The 18,187-nt window shown below is 63.9% G+C and carries 20 protein-coding genes; 14 read left to right on the top strand and 6 right to left on the bottom strand.

From position 1 onward, the window contains the following. From sdhC to mqo, 3 genes are all read right to left on the bottom strand, one after another. A partial coding sequence (gene sdhC, locus BMY06_RS14085) for a succinate dehydrogenase, cytochrome b556 subunit (RefSeq protein ID WP_074981342.1) occupies nucleotides 1-406 on the bottom strand: 406 nt, incomplete at its 3' end. Between the two features lie 78 nt (nucleotides 407-484). After that, entirely contained in the window at nucleotides 485-787 is a 303-nt protein-coding gene (locus BMY06_RS14080) for a DUF3579 domain-containing protein (RefSeq protein ID WP_065058617.1), read from the bottom strand. Nucleotides 788-851: 64 nt separating this feature from the next. Further along, entirely contained in the window at nucleotides 852-2,501 is a 1,650-nt protein-coding gene (gene mqo, locus BMY06_RS14075; RefSeq protein ID WP_080180493.1) for a malate dehydrogenase (quinone), read from the bottom strand. 477 nt (nucleotides 2,502-2,978) lie between these two features. On the opposite strand from mqo, the gene BMY06_RS14070 reads away from it, so the two are divergent. The 3 genes from BMY06_RS14070 (at nucleotide 2,979) to BMY06_RS14060 (ending at nucleotide 4,533) form a co-directional block, all read left to right on the top strand. Beyond that, nucleotides 2,979-3,203 carry a hypothetical protein gene (locus BMY06_RS14070; protein ID WP_074983753.1) on the top strand — a complete coding sequence of 75 codons (225 nt, stop codon included), beginning with the start codon at nucleotides 2,979-2,981 and terminating at the stop codon, nucleotides 3,201-3,203. Nucleotides 3,204-3,227: 24 nt separating this feature from the next. Further along, complete coding sequence (locus BMY06_RS38125; RefSeq protein ID WP_065058588.1) at nucleotides 3,228-3,662, top strand: DUF3331 domain-containing protein; 435 nt, start codon at nucleotides 3,228-3,230, stop codon at nucleotides 3,660-3,662. Between the two features lie 115 nt (nucleotides 3,663-3,777). Beyond that, the gene (locus BMY06_RS14060; protein WP_065058587.1) at nucleotides 3,778-4,533 is read left to right on the top strand and encodes an MlaA family lipoprotein; all 756 of its coding nucleotides are present in this window, start codon (nucleotides 3,778-3,780) and stop codon (nucleotides 4,531-4,533) included. A 66-nt stretch (nucleotides 4,534-4,599) separates the two neighbouring features. Here the strand turns inward: BMY06_RS14060 and BMY06_RS14055 are convergent, their stop codons facing one another. The 3 genes from BMY06_RS14055 to BMY06_RS14045 form a co-directional block, all read right to left on the bottom strand. After that, entirely contained in the window at nucleotides 4,600-5,751 is a 1,152-nt protein-coding gene (locus BMY06_RS14055) for a porin (protein ID WP_074983750.1), read from the bottom strand. A 370-nt stretch (nucleotides 5,752-6,121) separates the two neighbouring features. Continuing rightward, the gene (locus tag BMY06_RS14050) at nucleotides 6,122-7,297 is read right to left on the bottom strand and encodes a pilus assembly protein TadG-related protein (RefSeq protein ID WP_074983748.1); all 1,176 of its coding nucleotides are present in this window, start codon (nucleotides 7,295-7,297) and stop codon (nucleotides 6,122-6,124) included. A 34-nt stretch (nucleotides 7,298-7,331) separates the two neighbouring features. Beyond that, on the bottom strand, nucleotides 7,332-7,808 hold the full coding sequence (locus tag BMY06_RS14045) for a TadE family protein (RefSeq protein WP_373681611.1): 477 nt from the start codon (nucleotides 7,806-7,808) through the stop codon (nucleotides 7,332-7,334). Nucleotides 7,809-8,693: 885 nt separating this feature from the next. On the opposite strand from BMY06_RS14045, the gene BMY06_RS14040 reads away from it, so the two are divergent. From BMY06_RS14040 to BMY06_RS13990, 11 genes are all read left to right on the top strand, one after another. Then, on the top strand, nucleotides 8,694-8,870 hold the full coding sequence (locus tag BMY06_RS14040) for a Flp family type IVb pilin (protein WP_074983747.1): 177 nt from the start codon (nucleotides 8,694-8,696) through the stop codon (nucleotides 8,868-8,870). An 81-nt stretch (nucleotides 8,871-8,951) separates the two neighbouring features. After that, entirely contained in the window at nucleotides 8,952-9,128 is a 177-nt protein-coding gene (locus BMY06_RS14035) for a Flp family type IVb pilin (RefSeq protein WP_074983745.1), read from the top strand. An 82-nt stretch (nucleotides 9,129-9,210) separates the two neighbouring features. Then, nucleotides 9,211-9,387, top strand: a complete 177-nt coding sequence (locus BMY06_RS14030) for a Flp family type IVb pilin (RefSeq protein ID WP_074983745.1) — start codon at nucleotides 9,211-9,213, stop codon at nucleotides 9,385-9,387. 214 nt (nucleotides 9,388-9,601) lie between these two features. Continuing rightward, nucleotides 9,602-10,141, top strand: a complete 540-nt coding sequence (locus BMY06_RS14025; RefSeq protein WP_065058614.1) for an A24 family peptidase — start codon at nucleotides 9,602-9,604, stop codon at nucleotides 10,139-10,141. Nucleotides 10,142-10,265: 124 nt separating this feature from the next. Next, nucleotides 10,266-11,114, top strand: a complete 849-nt coding sequence (cpaB, locus tag BMY06_RS14020) for a Flp pilus assembly protein CpaB (RefSeq protein ID WP_065058582.1) — start codon at nucleotides 10,266-10,268, stop codon at nucleotides 11,112-11,114. Between the two features lie 113 nt (nucleotides 11,115-11,227). Further along, nucleotides 11,228-13,066 (top strand): type II and III secretion system protein family protein, encoded by a 1,839-nt coding sequence (locus BMY06_RS14015; RefSeq protein ID WP_074983744.1) that lies wholly within the window; start codon nucleotides 11,228-11,230, stop codon nucleotides 13,064-13,066. Between the two features lie 20 nt (nucleotides 13,067-13,086). Then, nucleotides 13,087-13,383: a hypothetical protein gene (locus BMY06_RS14010; protein WP_074983742.1), complete on the top strand. Its 297-nt coding sequence runs from the start codon at nucleotides 13,087-13,089 to the stop codon at nucleotides 13,381-13,383. Nucleotides 13,384-13,462: 79 nt separating this feature from the next. Next, nucleotides 13,463-14,671 carry a CpaE/TadZ family protein gene (locus BMY06_RS14005; protein WP_074983740.1) on the top strand — a complete coding sequence of 403 codons (1,209 nt, stop codon included), beginning with the start codon at nucleotides 13,463-13,465 and terminating at the stop codon, nucleotides 14,669-14,671. Nucleotides 14,672-14,683: 12 nt separating this feature from the next. Then, nucleotides 14,684-16,102 carry a TadA family conjugal transfer-associated ATPase gene (locus BMY06_RS14000; protein ID WP_065058576.1) on the top strand — a complete coding sequence of 473 codons (1,419 nt, stop codon included), beginning with the start codon at nucleotides 14,684-14,686 and terminating at the stop codon, nucleotides 16,100-16,102. Between the two features lie 16 nt (nucleotides 16,103-16,118). Continuing rightward, nucleotides 16,119-17,087: a type II secretion system F family protein gene (locus BMY06_RS13995; protein ID WP_074983739.1), complete on the top strand. Its 969-nt coding sequence runs from the start codon at nucleotides 16,119-16,121 to the stop codon at nucleotides 17,085-17,087. 74 nt (nucleotides 17,088-17,161) lie between these two features. Then, the gene (locus tag BMY06_RS13990) at nucleotides 17,162-18,130 is read left to right on the top strand and encodes a type II secretion system F family protein (protein WP_065058573.1); all 969 of its coding nucleotides are present in this window, start codon (nucleotides 17,162-17,164) and stop codon (nucleotides 18,128-18,130) included. Nucleotides 18,131-18,187: the final 57 nt, after the last annotated feature.

The following is an 18,187-nucleotide window of genomic DNA, read 5'->3' as shown; positions in this document are numbered from 1 at the left end:
CGAAGAGTTTTGCCGCGAAGGCGATCGTGAGGATCGTGGAGATGACGACGACGACGAGCGAGGTCGACTTGCCCTTTTCTTTGGCCGCGAGGTCATGGTTGAAGTCCATGAACAGGTGGCGCACGCCGGCGCAGAAGTGGAAGAGGAAGGCCCAGCCGAGCACGAGCACGACGAGCTTGACGATGATGTTCGAGAGGAAGCCCTTGAAGACCTCGAAGCTGAGTTCGGAGGTGAGGCTCTGGTCGAACAGGAACAGGATGAAAGGGAGGAACAGGAATAGAAGTGCACCGCTCACGCGGTGACCGATCGATACGCGACCGGCCAACGGCAGGCGGTATGCGAACAATATCTGCCCAATCCCGATGTTCCGGTATTCCGGCCTCGGTTTTTTTGCGGCTTCTGCCATGCTAGACCTCTCGCAGCTTGAAAATCGACTTCTATGTTGAAAACGACGGGATTGTGGGGAATCCTCGATGGAATGTTGCTAGCCCTGTCTCTCCACCACGAGATCGTTGTCTTTCGCGAACCGCAGCACGAAATCAAACGCGTAGGGCGCGACGTCGCGCAACCGCGCGTCGAGCACCACGCATTTCAGGTTGCCGATAATCATCGGGCACACGTAGGGCGAGTAACGCAGGTGCGTGTCTTCCTTTCTCACGCCGCGCGCGGGCGGACCGAAACTCGACATTGCACCGGCGAGGCGTTCCGACCAGTCGCTCGGCCGGAAAGTCTTGCCTTTGTGGGTCACGCCCTGGATGACGTAAGCGGCAGGCTGCGCGCTATTCATCTGCAATTCCCTCTGCAATTCGCTCATGGAGTTCGGACTTCGCGGTGAAACGGGCACGCGGATATCAAGCCAGCGAGCGTTGAGAAGCGGCGGCGCTGGCCGTGTTTGCGGCATGCGCGGCTTCGCGGCCCTTTGGCGTCCACATCGGCGGCGCGCTCAATTGCAGCGCCTCGCTGGTCGCATTCAACGATTCGAGCGCCTTGCGCGGATTCGCCGAGAGCTGCGTGCCGTAGCCCGGAATGATCTGGCGGATCTTCGCCTGCCATGCGGGCGAACGCAGCCGCTCCTTGAACGCCATGTCGAGCAGATTCAGCATGATCGGTGCGGCCGTGGAAGCACCCGGCGAAGCGCCGAGCAAACCCGCCATACTGCCGTCCTTCGAACAGACGATTTCGGTGCCGAGTTTGAGCACGCCGCCCTTGACCTTGTCGCGCTTGATGATTTGCACGCGCTGGCCCGCTTGCCAGAGACGCCAATCCTGTTGTTGCGCGCGCGGCAGATATTCCTGCAGCGTCTTCAGGCGATCGGCATCGGACAGCATCAGTTGACCGGCGAGATATTTGATCAGCGAAAACTCGGAGAGGCCCACGCGCACCATCGGCACGATATTGTTCATGCGCGTGCTCGCGAGCAGATCGCTATACGAGCCGTTCTTGAGGAACTTGGTGGAGAAGGTGGCGAACGGCCCGAACAGGAGTGCCTTTTTGCCGTCGAGAATGCGCGTGTCCAGATGCGGCACCGACATCGGCGGCGAACCGACCGACGCCTTGCCATAAGCCTTGGCGAAATGCCGGCTCGTGATGTCGCTGTTTTCGGTGACGAGAAACGAGCCGCCCACCGGAAAGCCGCCATATTCCTTCGCTTCGGGAATGCCGGCTTCCTGGAGCAGCGGCAGCGAACCGCCGCCTGCGCCCACGAACACGAAACGCGCGTCGATACGGCGCGTTTGCGCATGCGATTGATGATTGCCCACGGTCACGCGCCAACTGCCGTCGTCGTTGCGCGAGATCTGCCGGACGTCGCTATTGAGCAGCAGATTGAAATTCGACTGGCTTTCCAGATAGCGCACGAATTGATGGGTGATTTCGCCGAAATTCACATCGGTGCCAATCGACGACCACGTAGCCGCCACTTTCTGGCGCCGGTCGCGGCCCTCCATCATGAGCGGCGCCCATTGCGCGATCTCGCGATGCGATTCCGAATACTGCATGCTCTGGAACAGCGCATTGGTTTGCAGCGCTTCATGGCGCGCTTTCAGGAAACGCACGTTCTCGTCGCCCCAGACGAAACTCATATGGGGCGTGGAATTGATGAACGAACGCGGTTGTTTGAGAATGCCGCGGCTCACGCCCCACGCCCAGAATTGCCGCGAGACCTGAAAGTCCTCGTTGATACGCACGGCCTTGGCGATGTCGATCGAACCGGACGCGGTGCGTGGCGTATAGTTCAGTTCCGCCAGCGCCGTGTGGCCCGTGCCTGCGTTATTCCAGCCATTCGAACTTTCGGCGGCCACGTCGTCGAGCCGTTCGACCATGGTCATCGACCAGCCGGGTTCGAGTTCGTGCAGCAGCACGCCGAGCGTCGCGCTCATGATGCCGCCGCCAATGAAGAGAACGTCGACCTTGTCGAAGTCGTTTCCGGATTTGCCGCGCGAGTGTGCGGACTGTTCCGGTCGCGTTAGCGCGTCACGTTGTGAATTTTCCAAGATGGTCATTCGCCGGCGCCTAAGCGCAAGATGATTTCCACAATTGCTTCAACGGCATCGAGTCGCTGAAGCGTCGCATTGCCTGATCTCATCGAATCCATGCTTCGCGGTCGGCGATAACACGCAATGGAACGCGCAAAGACGCTGAATTCGGTGAGAACCGCTCAATAGATATGACGAGCACGCTGTGTCGTCTGTCTAGCCGGAAGCGATGTTACGGCCTCGACCCTGCTACATATAGTCGCGGTGTGGAAATGGACCTTTACGGGTTATCTGCGAATAGCCCTGGCTTTCACGTTGTTATTTTTTCGCTTTGCGCAGTGCTGTATTGCCGATCGTGCGCTGGCGAAAACATTGGTTTTACGCGTTTCGCCAGCGGAATGCATGGAACGGACCCTTGCTTCAGGCAGGCTTAATCGGTGCAGAACACCGAACTATAGTTCGCACTGTTGCGGCACTGTGACGCCGCCAGTAAGGAGAAAAGTCGTGAAAGTTCTGCATTGCCTCGTGATTGCCGTTTCGTTGTGCGCCGCTACCGCCCATGCTCAGGGCAATCATGCGCAGCCGTCCGCTGCTGCCGAAAACGCCGCCGTGAATCAGGACGCGTCGTCCGATCATGGTTTTGGCCGCGTCGAACACCACAAGCAAGGCGACAAGAAAGACGAATGCGTCGGTCCGGTGTCGTTCTGCAATATCTACTTCGGAAGCTGATTCGCTTTTTCCCCGTTTCGGAGAATGAGTTTGAACGACGCGAATACCCACCTCGTTTGGGAAAGCACTGTTGCGCTGCTTGGAAGAATCTCGTCGCCGGACGACGAACTGGCGCGAGCCATTCTCTCCGGGCAGCACCAGCGCTGGGAGGCGTGGAAGAAGAGCGCGGCGGCCCGACATGGCGTGCGCAATCCGCATACGTCGAGCTTTACGATTGTCGATCGCGTCTCCGATCGCTCGATTCTGATCTGCTGGTGCGATGCCACGCTCGGACATTACGCCGAGCAACTGTGGGTCCGGGGCGTGGCGCGGCGCTCGACGCTGTGTGTTCTGAGCGGCCTGCGCGTGCGGCGCGGCGATATCGTGTATCGGCCTTGCACGCGCGGTCAGCGTTCGGTGAATTGCGAGGAAGTCGTGCTGGCGTTCATGGTGGACGGCGTGCCGGGCGGTATCAGCTAGCGTTGCACGCATCCGCATGGTTGTTGCGCTCGATATTGCGCATCAATATTGTGTACCGATAACAACAAAGGGAAGGGCGTTTTACCCGCCTGAGTCTCCACCTATCAAGCTGTTTATGAAGTCAAACACCCTCGTGCGCCGTGCCGCGCGGACCTTGAGTCTCGCCGCGCTGATGGTATTGAGCGCGTGCGCCACGACCGGTCGCCGCGAAGCCGACGATCCGCTCGAACCGATGAATCGCGCGATGTTCTCGTTCAACGAGGGCCTCGACCGCGATGTGGCGAAGCCCGTTGCCAGCGCCTACGCACACGTAATGCCGGAGCCGCTGCAAACGGCTGTGGGCAATCTCTTTTCAAATCTTGGCGATGTCGGCAACTTCGTCAACGACCTGATGCAGCTGAAAGTCACCGACGCCACTGAAGATCTGATGCGCTTCGCGATGAATTCGACTTTCGGTATCGGCGGCCTGCTCGACTGGGCGACGCCCGCCGGTCTGCCCAAACATCATCAGGACTTCGGCCTCACGCTCGGGCATTACGGCGTGCCGTCCGGACCGTATCTGGTGTTGCCGCTGTTCGGCCCGAGTTCGGTTCGCGATGCGGGCGGTCTGCTGGTGTCGAGCGCGGTCAACCCGACGACGTTCATGCCGTTCGTGGCGAGTACGCCGCTTTTCGGCGTGAACGTGGTGAGCACGCGCTCGCATATGCTCGGCGCCACCGATCTGCTGGAGATGGCGGCGCTCGACAAATACAGTTTCGTGCGTGACGGCTATTTGCAGAGTCGCGCGAATGCGCTCGACGAGCGCAAGGCGCTGCCCGATTACGACGACCCTTCCGCACAGGGCGGCGGCCAGTCGCAGGCGTCGAAATAGCGCTTCGGTCAAGCACTGCGCGGCGCGGATTCGAAAACGGATCCGCGCCGCGCGTCTATGCATCGATCAGAAAATCTTGCGAATGCCAATCGCCGCGCCGACGTTGTTGCTGCGCCCGAGCTTGTCGACGGTGCCCGTGAGCGTGTCGGTCGTGCCCGGATAATCGGCGGCGAACGCGCCTGTGCCGCGCGAGAAGTCCGCCGTGCCGTAGATCTCCGTATGCTTCGACAGCGAATATTCCGCCAGCACGGTCGCCGAATAGTTGACGCCCGAGCCGAGCTTGCCGTCGAGCAGTTCGGCGTTGCGCGTGCGGCCGTAATACCCGGCCACGGTAATCAGCAACGGCCGCGTCGCTTGCCAGTTCGCGCCGATATAGAACGTGTTGTCGATACGATTCGGGCTGCTGCCGGGCAGTTTGGGCGCGCCCGATTGCTGCATGTTGGTGTCGGTCGTGCCGGTCTGATCCTGAGCGCGGATCCAGCCGGCGAGCAGACGCACGGCAGGCGTGATCTGATACGCGCCGCTGACGTGCAGCAGATTGATCTTCGCGCCATTAATGATGCTGCCCGACGCGCTGCTGACCGAGGTCTGCTGAAAGCCTGCACCGAGCATCGCCGGGCCGCGCGCATAGCTCAATTCGACGCCATAGCTGCTGCCGAGGCCTACCGATCCGGCGTGATTGCCGAAGCCGTAAATCGCGTCGATGGTCAGCCCGTTGCTGCTCAGCTTGTATTTGACGCTGTTGTTGATCGTCAGATACGGGCCGATGCCGTTCCACATCCAGCTGTCCTGCCAGTAATTACCCACGGTGAGCGGGTCGAATATGTCGCCCATCGTGTCGTAGAGCGGCGCATATTGATTGCCGAGGGTGACCGTGCCGTAGCGTTCGCTCGACAGGCCCACGTAGGCCTGACGGCTGAATAGCGTATTGGCGACGTGCATTTCGCCGCTATTCAACTCGAAACCATTCTCGAGGCGAAAGATGGCGGACACGCCGCCGCCCAGATCCTCGCTGCCGCGCAGACCCCAGCGGCTATGGGTTTCTGGACCGACGGCCATGCTCATCAGGTCCTTGCCGTCGGCGGCGGCATTGGTTTGATAGCGCAGCGCCGTATCGACGATGCCGTACAAGGTTACCGAGCTTTGTGCATGGGCCGACGAGGCGCCCGCGATGGCGGTCAGCGTGCCAATCGCCCCTGAAATGACGACATTTTTCATTGTTTGAGTACGGTGTGAGGTCCAAAACCGAACGTTGCGAACGTAGCAATCGTCGTATCGATCGACGTATCGATCGGCTCGCGCAAACGAGCGGACGCAGCATAGTGGTTCGGCCAGGTGCGAGAAATTGCGCCACGCGAAGAAGTGCGTTGCACTTCGCGGAAGAATGGCGCGGCGAGGGAGAAAGCGAGGAATCGAGGCGCGCCGCCGGGCCGGCGCACTCAGCGAACGGTATTCATGCGTGGCGCGGCAAGGGACTTTTCCTGCACATGCACTTGACGAACGCCGTTCGGTGAGTGATGGCCATGAACGCAGGCGCGCCCATGGCCGTTTCAAAAACCGCTTGAAAACACGGCTTTAAAACATGGCTTCAGTACCACGCGCTTGACGGCAACGCCGCGAGCACCGGCGGCGTGAGCGCGCCATAGTATGACGAGGTCGTGCCGCCCGCGGTGGTGCTGCCCGCGCGCGCCGCGATCAGATGCGCGATCACGCACTTCTTGCAGGGCGGCCCGGAGCACGCGGCGTTGTTGTTGCACGCGGGCGTGGACTTGCCATTCGCACCAATCACGTAGTCGATTTGAAGCGAGGCAAAACCGACGACAGGCGTGTCGCCGCCGCTGCCGCTTCCGCTCATGATGCTGCTGTCGCCCACCACGGGCACCGTCACCAGCAGCGGCGGCGTCAACGGGAAGTTGTTGTAGATCGACGATTCCACGCCGGGCTGGATCGAGATTTTCGCGCCGGTCGAGAGCGCGGGTCCGTTGCCCGAGGTCATCAGGCATTTGGCGGCCGTCACGCTGCTCGGACTCATGCCCGAACACGGCCCATAGGCGCTCGAATTGGAGTCGAGCGTCAGCGCGGTCCATTGCGCGGCGGCGCCGATGCAGTTCGACGGCGCACCGTTGCCGATTTCGATTTCGACGCCGCTAATCGGCTGGCCGTTTTTCCAGTACGCCGCATTCTGATAGACGCACTGGTTCAGCGCGATCGGGAAAAGCGCGCCCGACAGCGCCACGCCCGGCGCGGATACGACCGCCACCGCCGTCGCGCTTGCGGAGAGCGATGGCACGCCGACCAGTGCGCCGAGCACGAGCGGCAGGTTCGCGCCGTCCGCGAGGCCCACGGTAACGATCACCGCGGGCTTGACCGTCGCCGAGGTGATCGTCTGCGGCAGTGAAGCGGGGACGCTCGATGGCACGTTGGCCACGTCCCAGTAACCGACGCTGATGGTTTTCGCGGCGGCGGCCTGTCCGTCGGCGGTGTTTGCCGAGGCATATTGCGTGGCGGCCGCGCTCGCGGCTGTCGAGGCCGTTGTCCAGACCGCGGGCACAGCGCTCGCGGCCAGTTGACCCGGCAACGCGCGCACGCCCGCGAGCGCGGCCGCATCGGCGGCGTTCTGCAACTGGTGACGCACGACGACCCAGCGTCCGATATCGATCGCCATCGCGGCGCTGCCGAGCAGTGTGATCAGAAGCAACGCCACCTGGACGGCGACCGCGCCGCGTTGGCGGCGTGCGCGGCGGCCCGTAAAGATCTTGTTCATGCTGTGAACTCCTGAAAAGCGGGCTCGCGTGCCGTTATTCGCAACTCATCATCGTCGACGAGGTCAGCGTGAGGATGTTGTTGAACGCGGCCGGAAACGGGCTGAGCGCCGCGCCGAGCAGCAGTCCCTGAAACGTGTAGCTGACGGTCACGGTCAGCGAATTGCCGGCGCTGCATCCGGCGCCCGTCGTGCAGCTGTTGGACGCCGTGCAACTGGTGAGCGTGACGCTGGGCTGATTCGTGGAGCTGAAGTTGATCAGCATGGTCGACAGGCCGCCGGTGGCGATCTGCCCGACCGACGTGGCGGACATATAGTAGGGCGTGCCCGTGGAAGTCTCGCCGAACGCCACGCCTTGCCGCACGGCTGCGCGGCTCGCACTGGTGATGACGGTCTTGTCGTAGAGCACGAAGCCCAGTTCGACGATGCCGAATAGCAGTGTCAGCAACAGCGGCAGGACGAGCGCGAATTCGACGATGGCCGATCCGCGCTGCCTCCGTCGTCCCCGACTGATTCGTTCTCCGGGCCGCGCTCGATTGCGCGCGCCGTTAACGCTGTTCCCCCGCCGGTCCGCAACCTTGCTGAACGCCGCTGCACTCATGGGCTTGTGCATGATAGGTCTCCTTTCTTGTTGGGCTGAAAGCACGCGCTGTGGCTTGCCGTTTTCCGGCATCGCCGCCTGGTCTGGGGGCGCACGGCTGTCAGTCGGAGCCAATCTATTACGAAATGCCAGCGTCTTGCGTGCGCCATCAAACCAATCGCGGATTTTAAGGGGGTGGTTTTATAGAGTCGTCCGATGGTGCTGATATATTGAATATAATTAAATTGTAAGGTTTGATGTTTTATTTTAAGTGAGTTTTTAAGGCGCGCCATTTTGGAAAAAATTCATTCTTGAGCGTGTGTTTTTATTCGGGTTTGTACGATGTTTTTATAATCAAATATTGAAATAATCATACTATTGAGTGTCGTTATATAAGCGATGCTATGACGGTCACGCCATTAAATCCAATTCAATGCAACTGTGTCAGACGCCCTGGTGGCCTCGGAAGGCTCGTGTGGCTTGGGGTGCGGCGCCATGAGACCTGAGGGCGAGGGCAGGTTATCGGCAACAGATTGGGGTAAATAATCGGGGAATTCCCGATGTTTTTATCCGTCATCATCGGTTTGCGGATGATAATTACTATCAATATCAATTCAGTGTGCGAAAGTGCAGTTGGGTTTTAATGGAAAACCCGATTTAATCGCGTAAATCGAGATTAACGTGCGAAATCGAACATTAGACGAATGGCGCGGCGCGTAAAACGGAATCGCCTGAACGATGCAATCAAATACACAGTGCAATCGGCCAGGAACGCGCAGGCAATTCGGGGGGTATCAACCAAACTCAATGGAGTTAATCATGCAAACGCTTAGTGCTACAGCAAAGGGTTTTATCAAGGATGAACGCGGAGCGACGGCTGTCGAGTACGGCATGATCGTCGCGCTGATTGCGGCCGTGATCGTGACGGTGGTCACGACGCTCGGCACGCAGATCAACAACGCGTTCACCGCGATCTCGAACGCGCTGCCGAAGTAACGGGAAGCAACACGGGTGAGCGCCGCGAGCGTTCACCGGGTTTCGGATACCGAATCAAAGTTCACTTTTACGGGGTACATCATGAAAAAGCTTATCGCCACGGCAAACGGTTTCATCAAAGACGAACGCGGTGCGACGGCCGTCGAGTACGGCATGATCGTCGCGCTGATCGCGGCCGTGATCGTGACGATCGTCACGACGCTCGGCACGCAGATCAACACTGCGTTCACCAAGATCTCGAACGCGCTGCCGAAGTAACGCGGGCGTGATACCGGTGGGCGTCACGAACGTCCAACGGGTTTCGGATAACGAATCAATGTCCACATTAACGGGGTTCATCATGAAAAAGCTTATCGCTACGGCAAACGGTTTCATCAAGGACGAACGCGGCGCGACGGCCGTCGAGTACGGCATGATCGTCGCACTGATCGCAGCGGTGATCGTGACGATCGTCACGACGCTCGGCACGCAGATCAACACCGCGTTCACCAAGATCTCGAACGCGCTGCCGAAGTAACGGGAAAGTGATGCGGGTGGGCGCCACGAACGCCCACCCTGATTCGGATAACGAATCAAATTCCGGCACAAGATCAGCCGGACGATACGGAACCGGAAACGGCTTCACGTGCACAGACCAGGCGCCGCGATCGCGGGCAGAACAGATCGAAAAACGGCGCAAAGAAAGGCGCAAAAGCGCTCGAACAAAAACAATCGAAACGGGGTACATCATGATCATCTCGCATTTTTCGGTGCAGCCGATTCCGCTCGGCGTGACCTTGTCGGTCATCCTGGCGGCGAGCACGGACCTCACGGCGCGACGCGTGCCGAATCGGCTCATCGCGGCGGGCCTTGTCGCCTCGCTGGCGGCGCAGCTCTGGCTCGACGGCGCGCAGACCGGCGGCCTTCACTGGCTCGCAGGCGTGCTCACGGGCTTCGCGTTGCTCTTTCCGGTGTATCTGCTCGGCGGCATGGCGGCAGGCGACGTCAAGCTCCTCATGCTCGTAGGCGGCTGGCTGGGCGCCGACGCGACGCTCGATGTCGCGCTGTTCGCGGGGCTGATCGGCGGCGGCTGGGCGCTCGCCCTGGTGATTGCCCGACGGCGCGTGCGCGCGCTGTGCGCGAACGTCGCCTGGCTGCTGGGCTCCATGCTGCACGGCACGCGCGGGCGCGGCTCGCTGGAGCATCTGCCGGGCGGTTCGGTGGGCACGATTCCCTACGCGGGTGCGATTGCCGCCGGCACGCTCATCGTGCTCAGCCATTCCATCCCATAACCGGCTTTCATCGAGCGGGTTCCAGACATCGTTTTTTCGAGCGTGCCCGGCCAGCGTGGACGGACCGCATGCAAGCGGCGCGAGGCCCCCTGCCGGACGACGCGTTTTTGACGAGGAGTCAACCATGAAAAACAGCCGTGCTCTTGCCATGCTGGCGATCGCCATGCTGGCCGGCCTCGCCGCCGTGGTGTTCGCGTCGCGCTGGCTCGTGCAGACATCGTCGGGCGCGACCGTGCCCGTCGCGGTCGCGGCCAACGACATCAATCTCGGCGAGCCACTCAACGAAGCGATGGTGCGCACCGTCAACTGGCCGCGTGACAGCGTGCCGCCCGGCGCGTTCGCCACGCCCAGGTCGCTCGACGGCCGCGTGGTGCGCGTCGGTCTCACGCACGGCGAACCCGTGCTGGAGGCGAAGCTCGCGCCGGTCGGCACCAAGGGCGGTTTGTCGGCGGTGATCGGCGAAGGGCGCCGTGCGATCACGGTGCGCGTCAACGACGTGGTCGGCGTGGCGGGTTTCGCGCTGCCGGGCAATTTCGTCGACGTGATCGTGAATACGCAGCAGACCGACGGCGCCGTCAAGCGCGCCGACAACCAGGAAAGCATTTCGAAGATCGTGCTCGAAAAGATTCTCGTGCTGGCTGTCGCGCAGCAGGTGAATCGCGACGACACCGCGCCCAAGGTGGTCAACGCGGTGACGCTCGAAGTGACGCCCGAACAGGCCGAAAAGCTCGATCTCGCGCGCAGCGTCGGCACCTTGTCGCTGGTGCTGCGCAATCAGGTCGATCGCGATACCGGCAGCACGGGTGGCGCGACCAAGCAGACGCTGCTCGACGAAAAGACGCCCGCGCCGGTCAATGCGCCCGCGCCCGCCGCGCCGAAGGTGGTGCACGTGAAGTACGCCGCGCATCAGGAAGCGAAACGCGATTGCATCGGCGTGCTCTCGGGCGTGACCGGCAGTCAGGAGTGTTTCTGAGCGCGCGTTGTTGAGTACGAGCGGTAAAGCGCCGCGCGATTGCGCAAGGCGCACAGACGCGAGTCCCGCAAGGCGGCCCGCGAACCACAAGATTCGATACGGGGTGTTAAGCCATGAACAAGCACAGCAAACGCGCGGCTTGCGCGCAAGGGCGAGACCGCGCTCCGGCGCTCGCCGCCACGGCCTTGATGGTCTGCTCGGGACTGCTCGCCGGTACGCCCGGCGTGGCGCAGGAACTGGTCGAAGGCGCGGCGTTTTCCAGGGGCGCGCTCACCGCGCCCGCGCCGATGGGCAAGGGTCCGATGCAGATGACCATCAGCATGGCGCCCACGCCGGCGGCCGGTGCGCCGAAGGCCGTCGCGGGGCCGCTGCGCGGACCGAACTGCGTCGGCTCGATCCGTGCGGAGCGCAATGTGATCGTGCCGCTCGGCAAGTCGATGCTGGTGCCGGTCGACGAACCGGTGCGCAACCGCACGCTCGGCAATCCGGAGATCGCGCAGGCAACGATGGTCTCGCCGCAGACGCTTTATCTCGTCGGCCAGGCGGTGGGCACGACCAACATGATCGTGCAGGGACGCAGCGGCGCGTGTCAGGTGATCGACGTGATCGTGAGCGCGGACGCGGGCGGCCTGCAAGCCGCGCTCGCCCAGTTGATGCCCGAGGAGCGCGATATCCGCGTGTCGACGGCCGCCGACAATCTCGTGCTCGCGGGCCATGTGTCGAGCGCGCAGGCGGCGGCGCAGGCCGTGGAGATCGCCAAGGTGTTCGGCGTGAACCAGTCGGGCAACAACGCCCAGAAAAACGGCGGCGTGCTCAACATGCTCTCCGTCGATACGCCGCAGCAGGTGATGCTGGAGGTGAAGGTGGCCGAAGTGGACAAGACGCTGCTCGACGAACTCGGCGCGGCCGTCAACATCCAGGGGGGCTTCGGCTCATGGCAGGGCGCGCTCGTGAGCAATCTGCTCGCGGGCGCGTCGAGCGTGTTCGGCGTGTCGAAGGCGAATAACCGGCCATTCAAGCTCGCCATGGACGCGCAGAAGACCGACCAGCTCGTGAAGATTCTCGCCGAGCCGAATCTCGTCACCATCAGCGGTCAGGAAGCCACCTTCCTCGCGGGCGGCGAAGTGTTCATCCCGGTGCCGCAGAGCAGCTCGGGCACGGGCGCGACGGCGATCACGCTGCAGCAGCAGGAGTTCGGCGTGGGGCTCAAGTTCACGCCCACGGTGCTCAGCAACGGCCACATCAACCTGCGGGTCGCGCCGGAAGTGTCGGAGCTGTCGCCCACGGGCGTGACGCTGACGGCGGCCAACGTGAGCGGCGCGACGATCCTGCCGCTCATTACCACGCGGCGCGCCTCGACCACGGTGCAGATGTCCGATGGCGAGTCGTTCGCGATCGGCGGGCTGATCCGCAACAACATCACGGGCTCGCTCAAGGCGATGCCGGGGCTCGGCGAGATTCCCGTGCTCGGCGCGCTGCTGCGCAGCACCTCGTTCCAGCAGGACCGATCGGAACTCATCTTCATCATCACGCCGCATCTGGTGAAGCCCGTGAAGTCGCTCGCCCAATTGCCGATGCCGACCGACAGCTTCTCGCAGCCGAACGAAGCCGATGTCTACGCCACCGGCAACATGGAAGGCCGCGCCGCACGCAATACGGGACGCTTCGCGACGCCTGCCGCACCGGCTGCGCCCGCCAATGCGCCGCACAACGACAACCTGCTGCCTGCGCCGCAAGCGCCCGCTCAGATACCCGCGCCGATGCCTGCTCAGTTACCGGGTTCTGCGCCCGGTCCGTTGCCGGGAGCGCCTGCGACGCCCACGACGCCCGCAACATCGGCGGCGACGCCCGACGCGGCGAACAGCGGCCAGTCCGCGCGGCGCCTGGCATCGGCGGCCGGTACGGGAAGCGACGAACCCGCCGACGCGGCGCATGCCGCCGGCGCACAGTGATCCAGGGATAGGGGAACGCCATGAAAACACTTTACGCACACATTGGCCGCCTGCTGGCGATGAGCGTGGCCGGCGCCGCGCTCGGCGGTTGCATGACCAGCTCGCCGATCTGGGAAGCGCACTTCGGCGAAGCGGTACGCACGTCCATGCGCGCGCAGATCATCGAACCGGATGCGGCGCAGCACGTCGACGTGTCGCCGGGCATCGACGGCAAGGCCGCGGCGGCGTCGATCAAGCGCTACACCGAGTCGTACGAGAAGCCGCCCGTGTCCGACAACGCCTTCACGATGGGCGTGACGAACGGCACGACTCACTGACCCCACGCGGCACGTGAGCCGGACAGCGCGATGAAGCCACGGGCCGCCTGAACGCGGCCCTCAGCGGAGCCACACGATCATGATCGATTTACTCATTACCTCGACGGACGAAGCGCGCCTGAGCAGCCTCGTGCGGCTGGTCGGCGAGTGCGGCGCGTACCGCACGACGCGCGCGGCGGTGCGGCCCGGTCAGCTTGCGGGCCGCGCCGATACACTCGACGCCTTCGACGTGTTGATTGTCGACGCGCGCACGCTGCACGACGCCGACCTCACCGCCGTGGCGGACCTCACGCGCCGCCACGAGCGCCTCACCTGCATCCTGCTGATTCCCGAAGCGTCGCCCGAGGCGCTGCTCGCCGCCATGCGCGCCGGCTTTCGCGACGTGCTCACGGGCGAGCCGGAGCGCCGTGCCATCGGCGACGCGCTGCAGCGCGCGGGCGAGCAGCGCAGCGCGGCCGGCGCGCATGCCACGCGCGTGATTTCCTTCGTTTCGTGCAAGGGCGGCGTGGGCGCGAGCTTCATCGCGGCCAATGTCGCGCATCTGATCGCGAGTGCGCATCAGCAGCGCGCGTTGCTGATCGACCTGAACCAGCTTTACGGCGACGCCGCGTTTCTCGTCACCGGCGAAACCCCGCCGTCGACGCTCGAACAACTGAGCGCGCAGGTCGATCGCATGGACGTCGCGTTCTTCGAGGCGAGCGTCACGCACGCCGGCCCGCGCTTCGACATTCTCGCGGGCGCGGGCGATCCGGTGAAGGCGGCCGAAATTCGCGCGGAACGGCTGGAATGGATTCTCGGCGTGGCCATGCCGCGCTACGACTTCGTGATTCTCGATCTCGGGCCGAGCATCAATCCGGTGTCGATGCTGGCGCTCGATCGCAGCAGCGAGATTCATGTTGTCTTGCAGGCGAGCATGCCGCATCTGCGCGCGGGACGGCGTCTGCTCGACATCCTGCACGCACTCGGCTATGCGCAGGACAGCCTGCATCTCGTGCTCAACCGCCTCACGCGTTACGACGACGCCGCGCGCGAGGCCGCGCCCGACGTGCTCGGCATCAAGCCGCAACTGACGATCGCCGACGACGCGCGCGCGGTCAGCGAAGCCATCAACCACGGCGTGCCGATTGCCGAAGCCGCACGCAGCAGCGCCGTCACGCGCAGCCTGCAAACGCTCGCCGCCGACATCGTCATGCCGCAGCGCGCGAACGGCGGCGCACGCGTCAAGCGCGAGTCGATGCTCGCCCGCTTCGTCGGCCGCCAGGGCACGCCGAAGCTCGGCACCCTTTAACGGAGACCCGTCATGTCGCTTCGTGAACAGATTTTTTCCCAGCGCATCGAACCGGCGCTCGCCGAGACGGCGAAAAGCGGCGCGGGCGTCGCCAGCGCATCGGCCGCCTCGGCGGCGGTCGCCGCAGCCGCAGCGGCTGCCTCGATCAAGTCGGACGCCTATCGCAAGCTCAAGTACGAGATGCATCAGGCGGTGCTCGAACGTGTCGAGCTCGAACGGCTCACGCGCCTGCCGCAGGATCAGATCCGCCAGGAGATCGCCACGCTGATCGCGCGCATGCTCGAAGAGCAGAAGGCGCCCGCCAGCGATCTCGAACGCCGCCAGCTCGCCATCGACGTCTACGACGAGATGTTCGGCTTCGGCCCGATCGAGGTGCTGCTGCGCGATCCGGGCGTGTCGGACATTCTCGTCAACACCGCGCGCCAGACCTATGTCGAGCGCAAGGGGCGCCTCGAACTCACCGACGTTACGTTCTACGACGATGCCCATCTGATGAAGGTGATCGAGAAGATCGTCTCGCGCGTGGGCCGCCGTATCGACGAATCGAGCCCGATGGTCGATGCGCGCCTGCCGGACGGCTCGCGCGTGAACGCGATCATTCCGCCGCTCGCGGTCGACGGGCCGCTCGTTTCGATCCGCCGCTTCGCCGTCAAGCCGCTCATGATCGAGGACCTGGTCGCGCTGCAAACGCTGACGCCGCCGATGGCCGACGTGCTCAACGGGCTCGCGCGCGCGAAGATCAACATGCTCGTCTCGGGCGGAACGGGCAGTGGCAAGACCACGCTGCTCAACGTGCTCTCGGCCTTCATTCCCGACGACGAGCGCATCGTCACGATCGAGGACGCCGCCGAACTGCAACTGCACCAGACCCACGTGCTGCGGCTCGAAACGCGTCCGCCCAATATCGAAGGACGCGGCGAGATCACGCAACGCTCGCTCGTGCGCAACGCGCTGCGCATGCGGCCCGACCGCATCATCCTCGGCGAAGTGCGCGGCGCGGAAGCGCTCGACATGCTCAACGCGATGAACACCGGCCACGAAGGCTCGCTCGCGACGATCCACGCGAACACGCCGCGCGACGCGCTTACGCGGCTCGAAAACATGATCAATCTCGGCGGGCTCGCATTGCCGCCGCGCACGATGCGCCAGCAGATCGCCTCGGCGATTTCGGTGGTCGTGCAGGTCGCGCGCCTGACCGACGGGCGTCGCCGCCTCATGAGCATTTCGGAGATCACCGGCATGGAAGGCGACGTCGTCAACATGCAGGAAATCTTCACGTTCAAGCGTACCGGCGTCGACGGGGCGGGCAACGTGCAGGGCCACTTCTGCGCGACCGGCGTGCGGCCGCGCTTTAGCGACCGGCTGGCGGCGTTCGGCGTGAATCTGCCGGATGCGGTGTTCGATCCGGGCCGCCGTTTCGACGTGGCCTGAGCGCGAGGAGAACGCTATGAACACTACGTTCCTCACCGCCGCCGTGTTGCTGTTCGTCGCGGTGGTCATGAGTTGCCAGAGCGCCTGGGTCTGGTGGAACGGCCGCCACGGCGCAGCCGCGAAACGGCTCGCCGCGCGCCTCGAAGCGTTGACGGCGGGCAGCACGTCGCGCCGCGAAGCGCTGTCGATCCTCAAGGCGCGCCGCCTCGGCGCGGCCACGCCGCTCGCACGCGCGCTGCCGTTCCTGCGCTCGCTCGACGCGTGGCTCATGCAGTCGGGCCTGCCGTGGTCGCTCGGGCGCCTCGGCGCGACCTGCGCCGCCTTCGCGCTGATCGCGATGCTGGGCGCGTCGATCGCGCGTGTGCCGCTCGCGGGCGCGTTCGGCGCGGCGCTGGCGGGCGCACTGCTGCCGCTGCTCTACGTGCGCCGCCATCGCGCCCGCCGCCTGCGTCACTTCGAGCGTCAGTTGCCCGATATCTGCGACATGCTGGCGCGCGCGCTGCGCGCGGGCCATGCGTTCTCCAGCGCGATCGACATGGCAGGCACCGAGTTCGCCGAACCGGCGGGCGGCGAATTCCGCATCACCTTCGACGAGATCAATTACGGCGTCTCGCTCAACGACGCGCTGGCCGGTCTCGCGACGCGCATGCCGGTGCGCGATCTGCGCTACCTCGTGATCGCCGTGCTGATCCAGCGCGAGACCGGCGGCAATCTCGCCGAACTGTTCGACAGCATCGCGTGGCTGATCCGCGAGCGCTTCAAGCTGTTCGACAAGGTGCGCGTGCTGTCGGCCGAAGGGCGGCTTTCGGCGTGGGTGCTCGGGATGCTGCCGATCGGCTCGGCGGTGCTCATCAGCATTGTCAATCCGACGTTTCTCGATGTGTTCTGGAACGACCCGGTGGGTGTCCGGCTGCTCGACGGCATCGTGATCTCGATGATCTGCGGGGCCGTCTGGATTCGCCGCATCGTGCGTATTCGCGTGTGAGCGCGGGGCGCAGGCCGGATCGCACATCACCAGCAATCGCCCATATCAATCACCGATCAAGACGGGGGATCACCATGCAATCGCTCGAACTCAAACAATGGCTCGTGTTGATCGGGCTGTTCGGCGGCGTGTTCGCGCTCACGCTGAGCGCGCTGTTCGTCTTCATGCCGCGCACGTTGCAGCGGCGCGCGGAGCAGGCGGCGGGCGCACGCTTCGCGGGCAATGCCGCCGACGCGGGCGAGCAACGCGACAAGCCGGTGTGGGTCGAGCGCTTCGCGCAGATGTCCGCGCCGCTCTCGAAGCTTTCCGCGCCCGACGAAAACGGCGACGTCTCGGCGCTGCGCGTGCGCCTGATGAACGCCGGCTGGCGCTCGCCGGGCGCGGTCGCGGTGTTCCTCGGCGCGCGCACGGCGCTCGCGCTCGCGCTGCCGCTGGCGGCTTCGCTCTCGCTCGTCGGCACGACGTTGCGCCCGAACACGGCGGTGCTGCCGCTCTCGCTCGTAGCGCTCGCGGGACTCGGTTATTACCTGCCGGGATTCGTGCTCAGGCGCTGCATCGCGCGGCGTCGCCGGCAGATTTTCGAAGACTTTCCGGATGCGATCGATCTGATGACGGTGTGCGTGGAAGCCGGTCTTGGCCTCGACGCGGCGATGATGAAAGTGGCCGAGGAAATCCGGCCGCGCAGCCCCGTCGTCGCCACCGAACTCGACCTGATGCTGCTCGAAATGCGCTCCGGCTTTTCGAAGGAGCAGGCGCTGCGCAACTTCGCGATGCGCACCGGCGTGGAGGACATCGACGGCTTCGCGACCATGCTGATTCAGGCCGAGCGCTTCGGCACCAGCATCGGCACCTCGCTGCGCGTGCTGTCCGATACGCTGCGCACGCGGCGGCGCATGCGCGCCGAGGAATCGGCCGCGAAGATCGCGCTGAAGCTGCTGTTTCCGCTGATGTTCTGCATCTTCCCCACGCTGCTCGCCGTGCTGATGGGCCCGGCGTTCATCCACATCTTTCGTGCGCTGTCGCCGAGCCTCGGGGGAGGCTGAGGCTTGCAGCGGTGTGCTGTGTTGTGATGTGAAGTGTGCCCTTTGCCGGCCGTCACG

Origin of the sequence: Paraburkholderia tropica (assembly GCF_900109265.1) — a bacterium.
Taxonomy (GTDB): domain Bacteria; phylum Pseudomonadota; class Gammaproteobacteria; order Burkholderiales; family Burkholderiaceae; genus Paraburkholderia; species Paraburkholderia tropica.
Note: the sequence above shows the minus strand (reverse complement) of the source record. Positions and strands in the feature narration are given on the sequence as shown.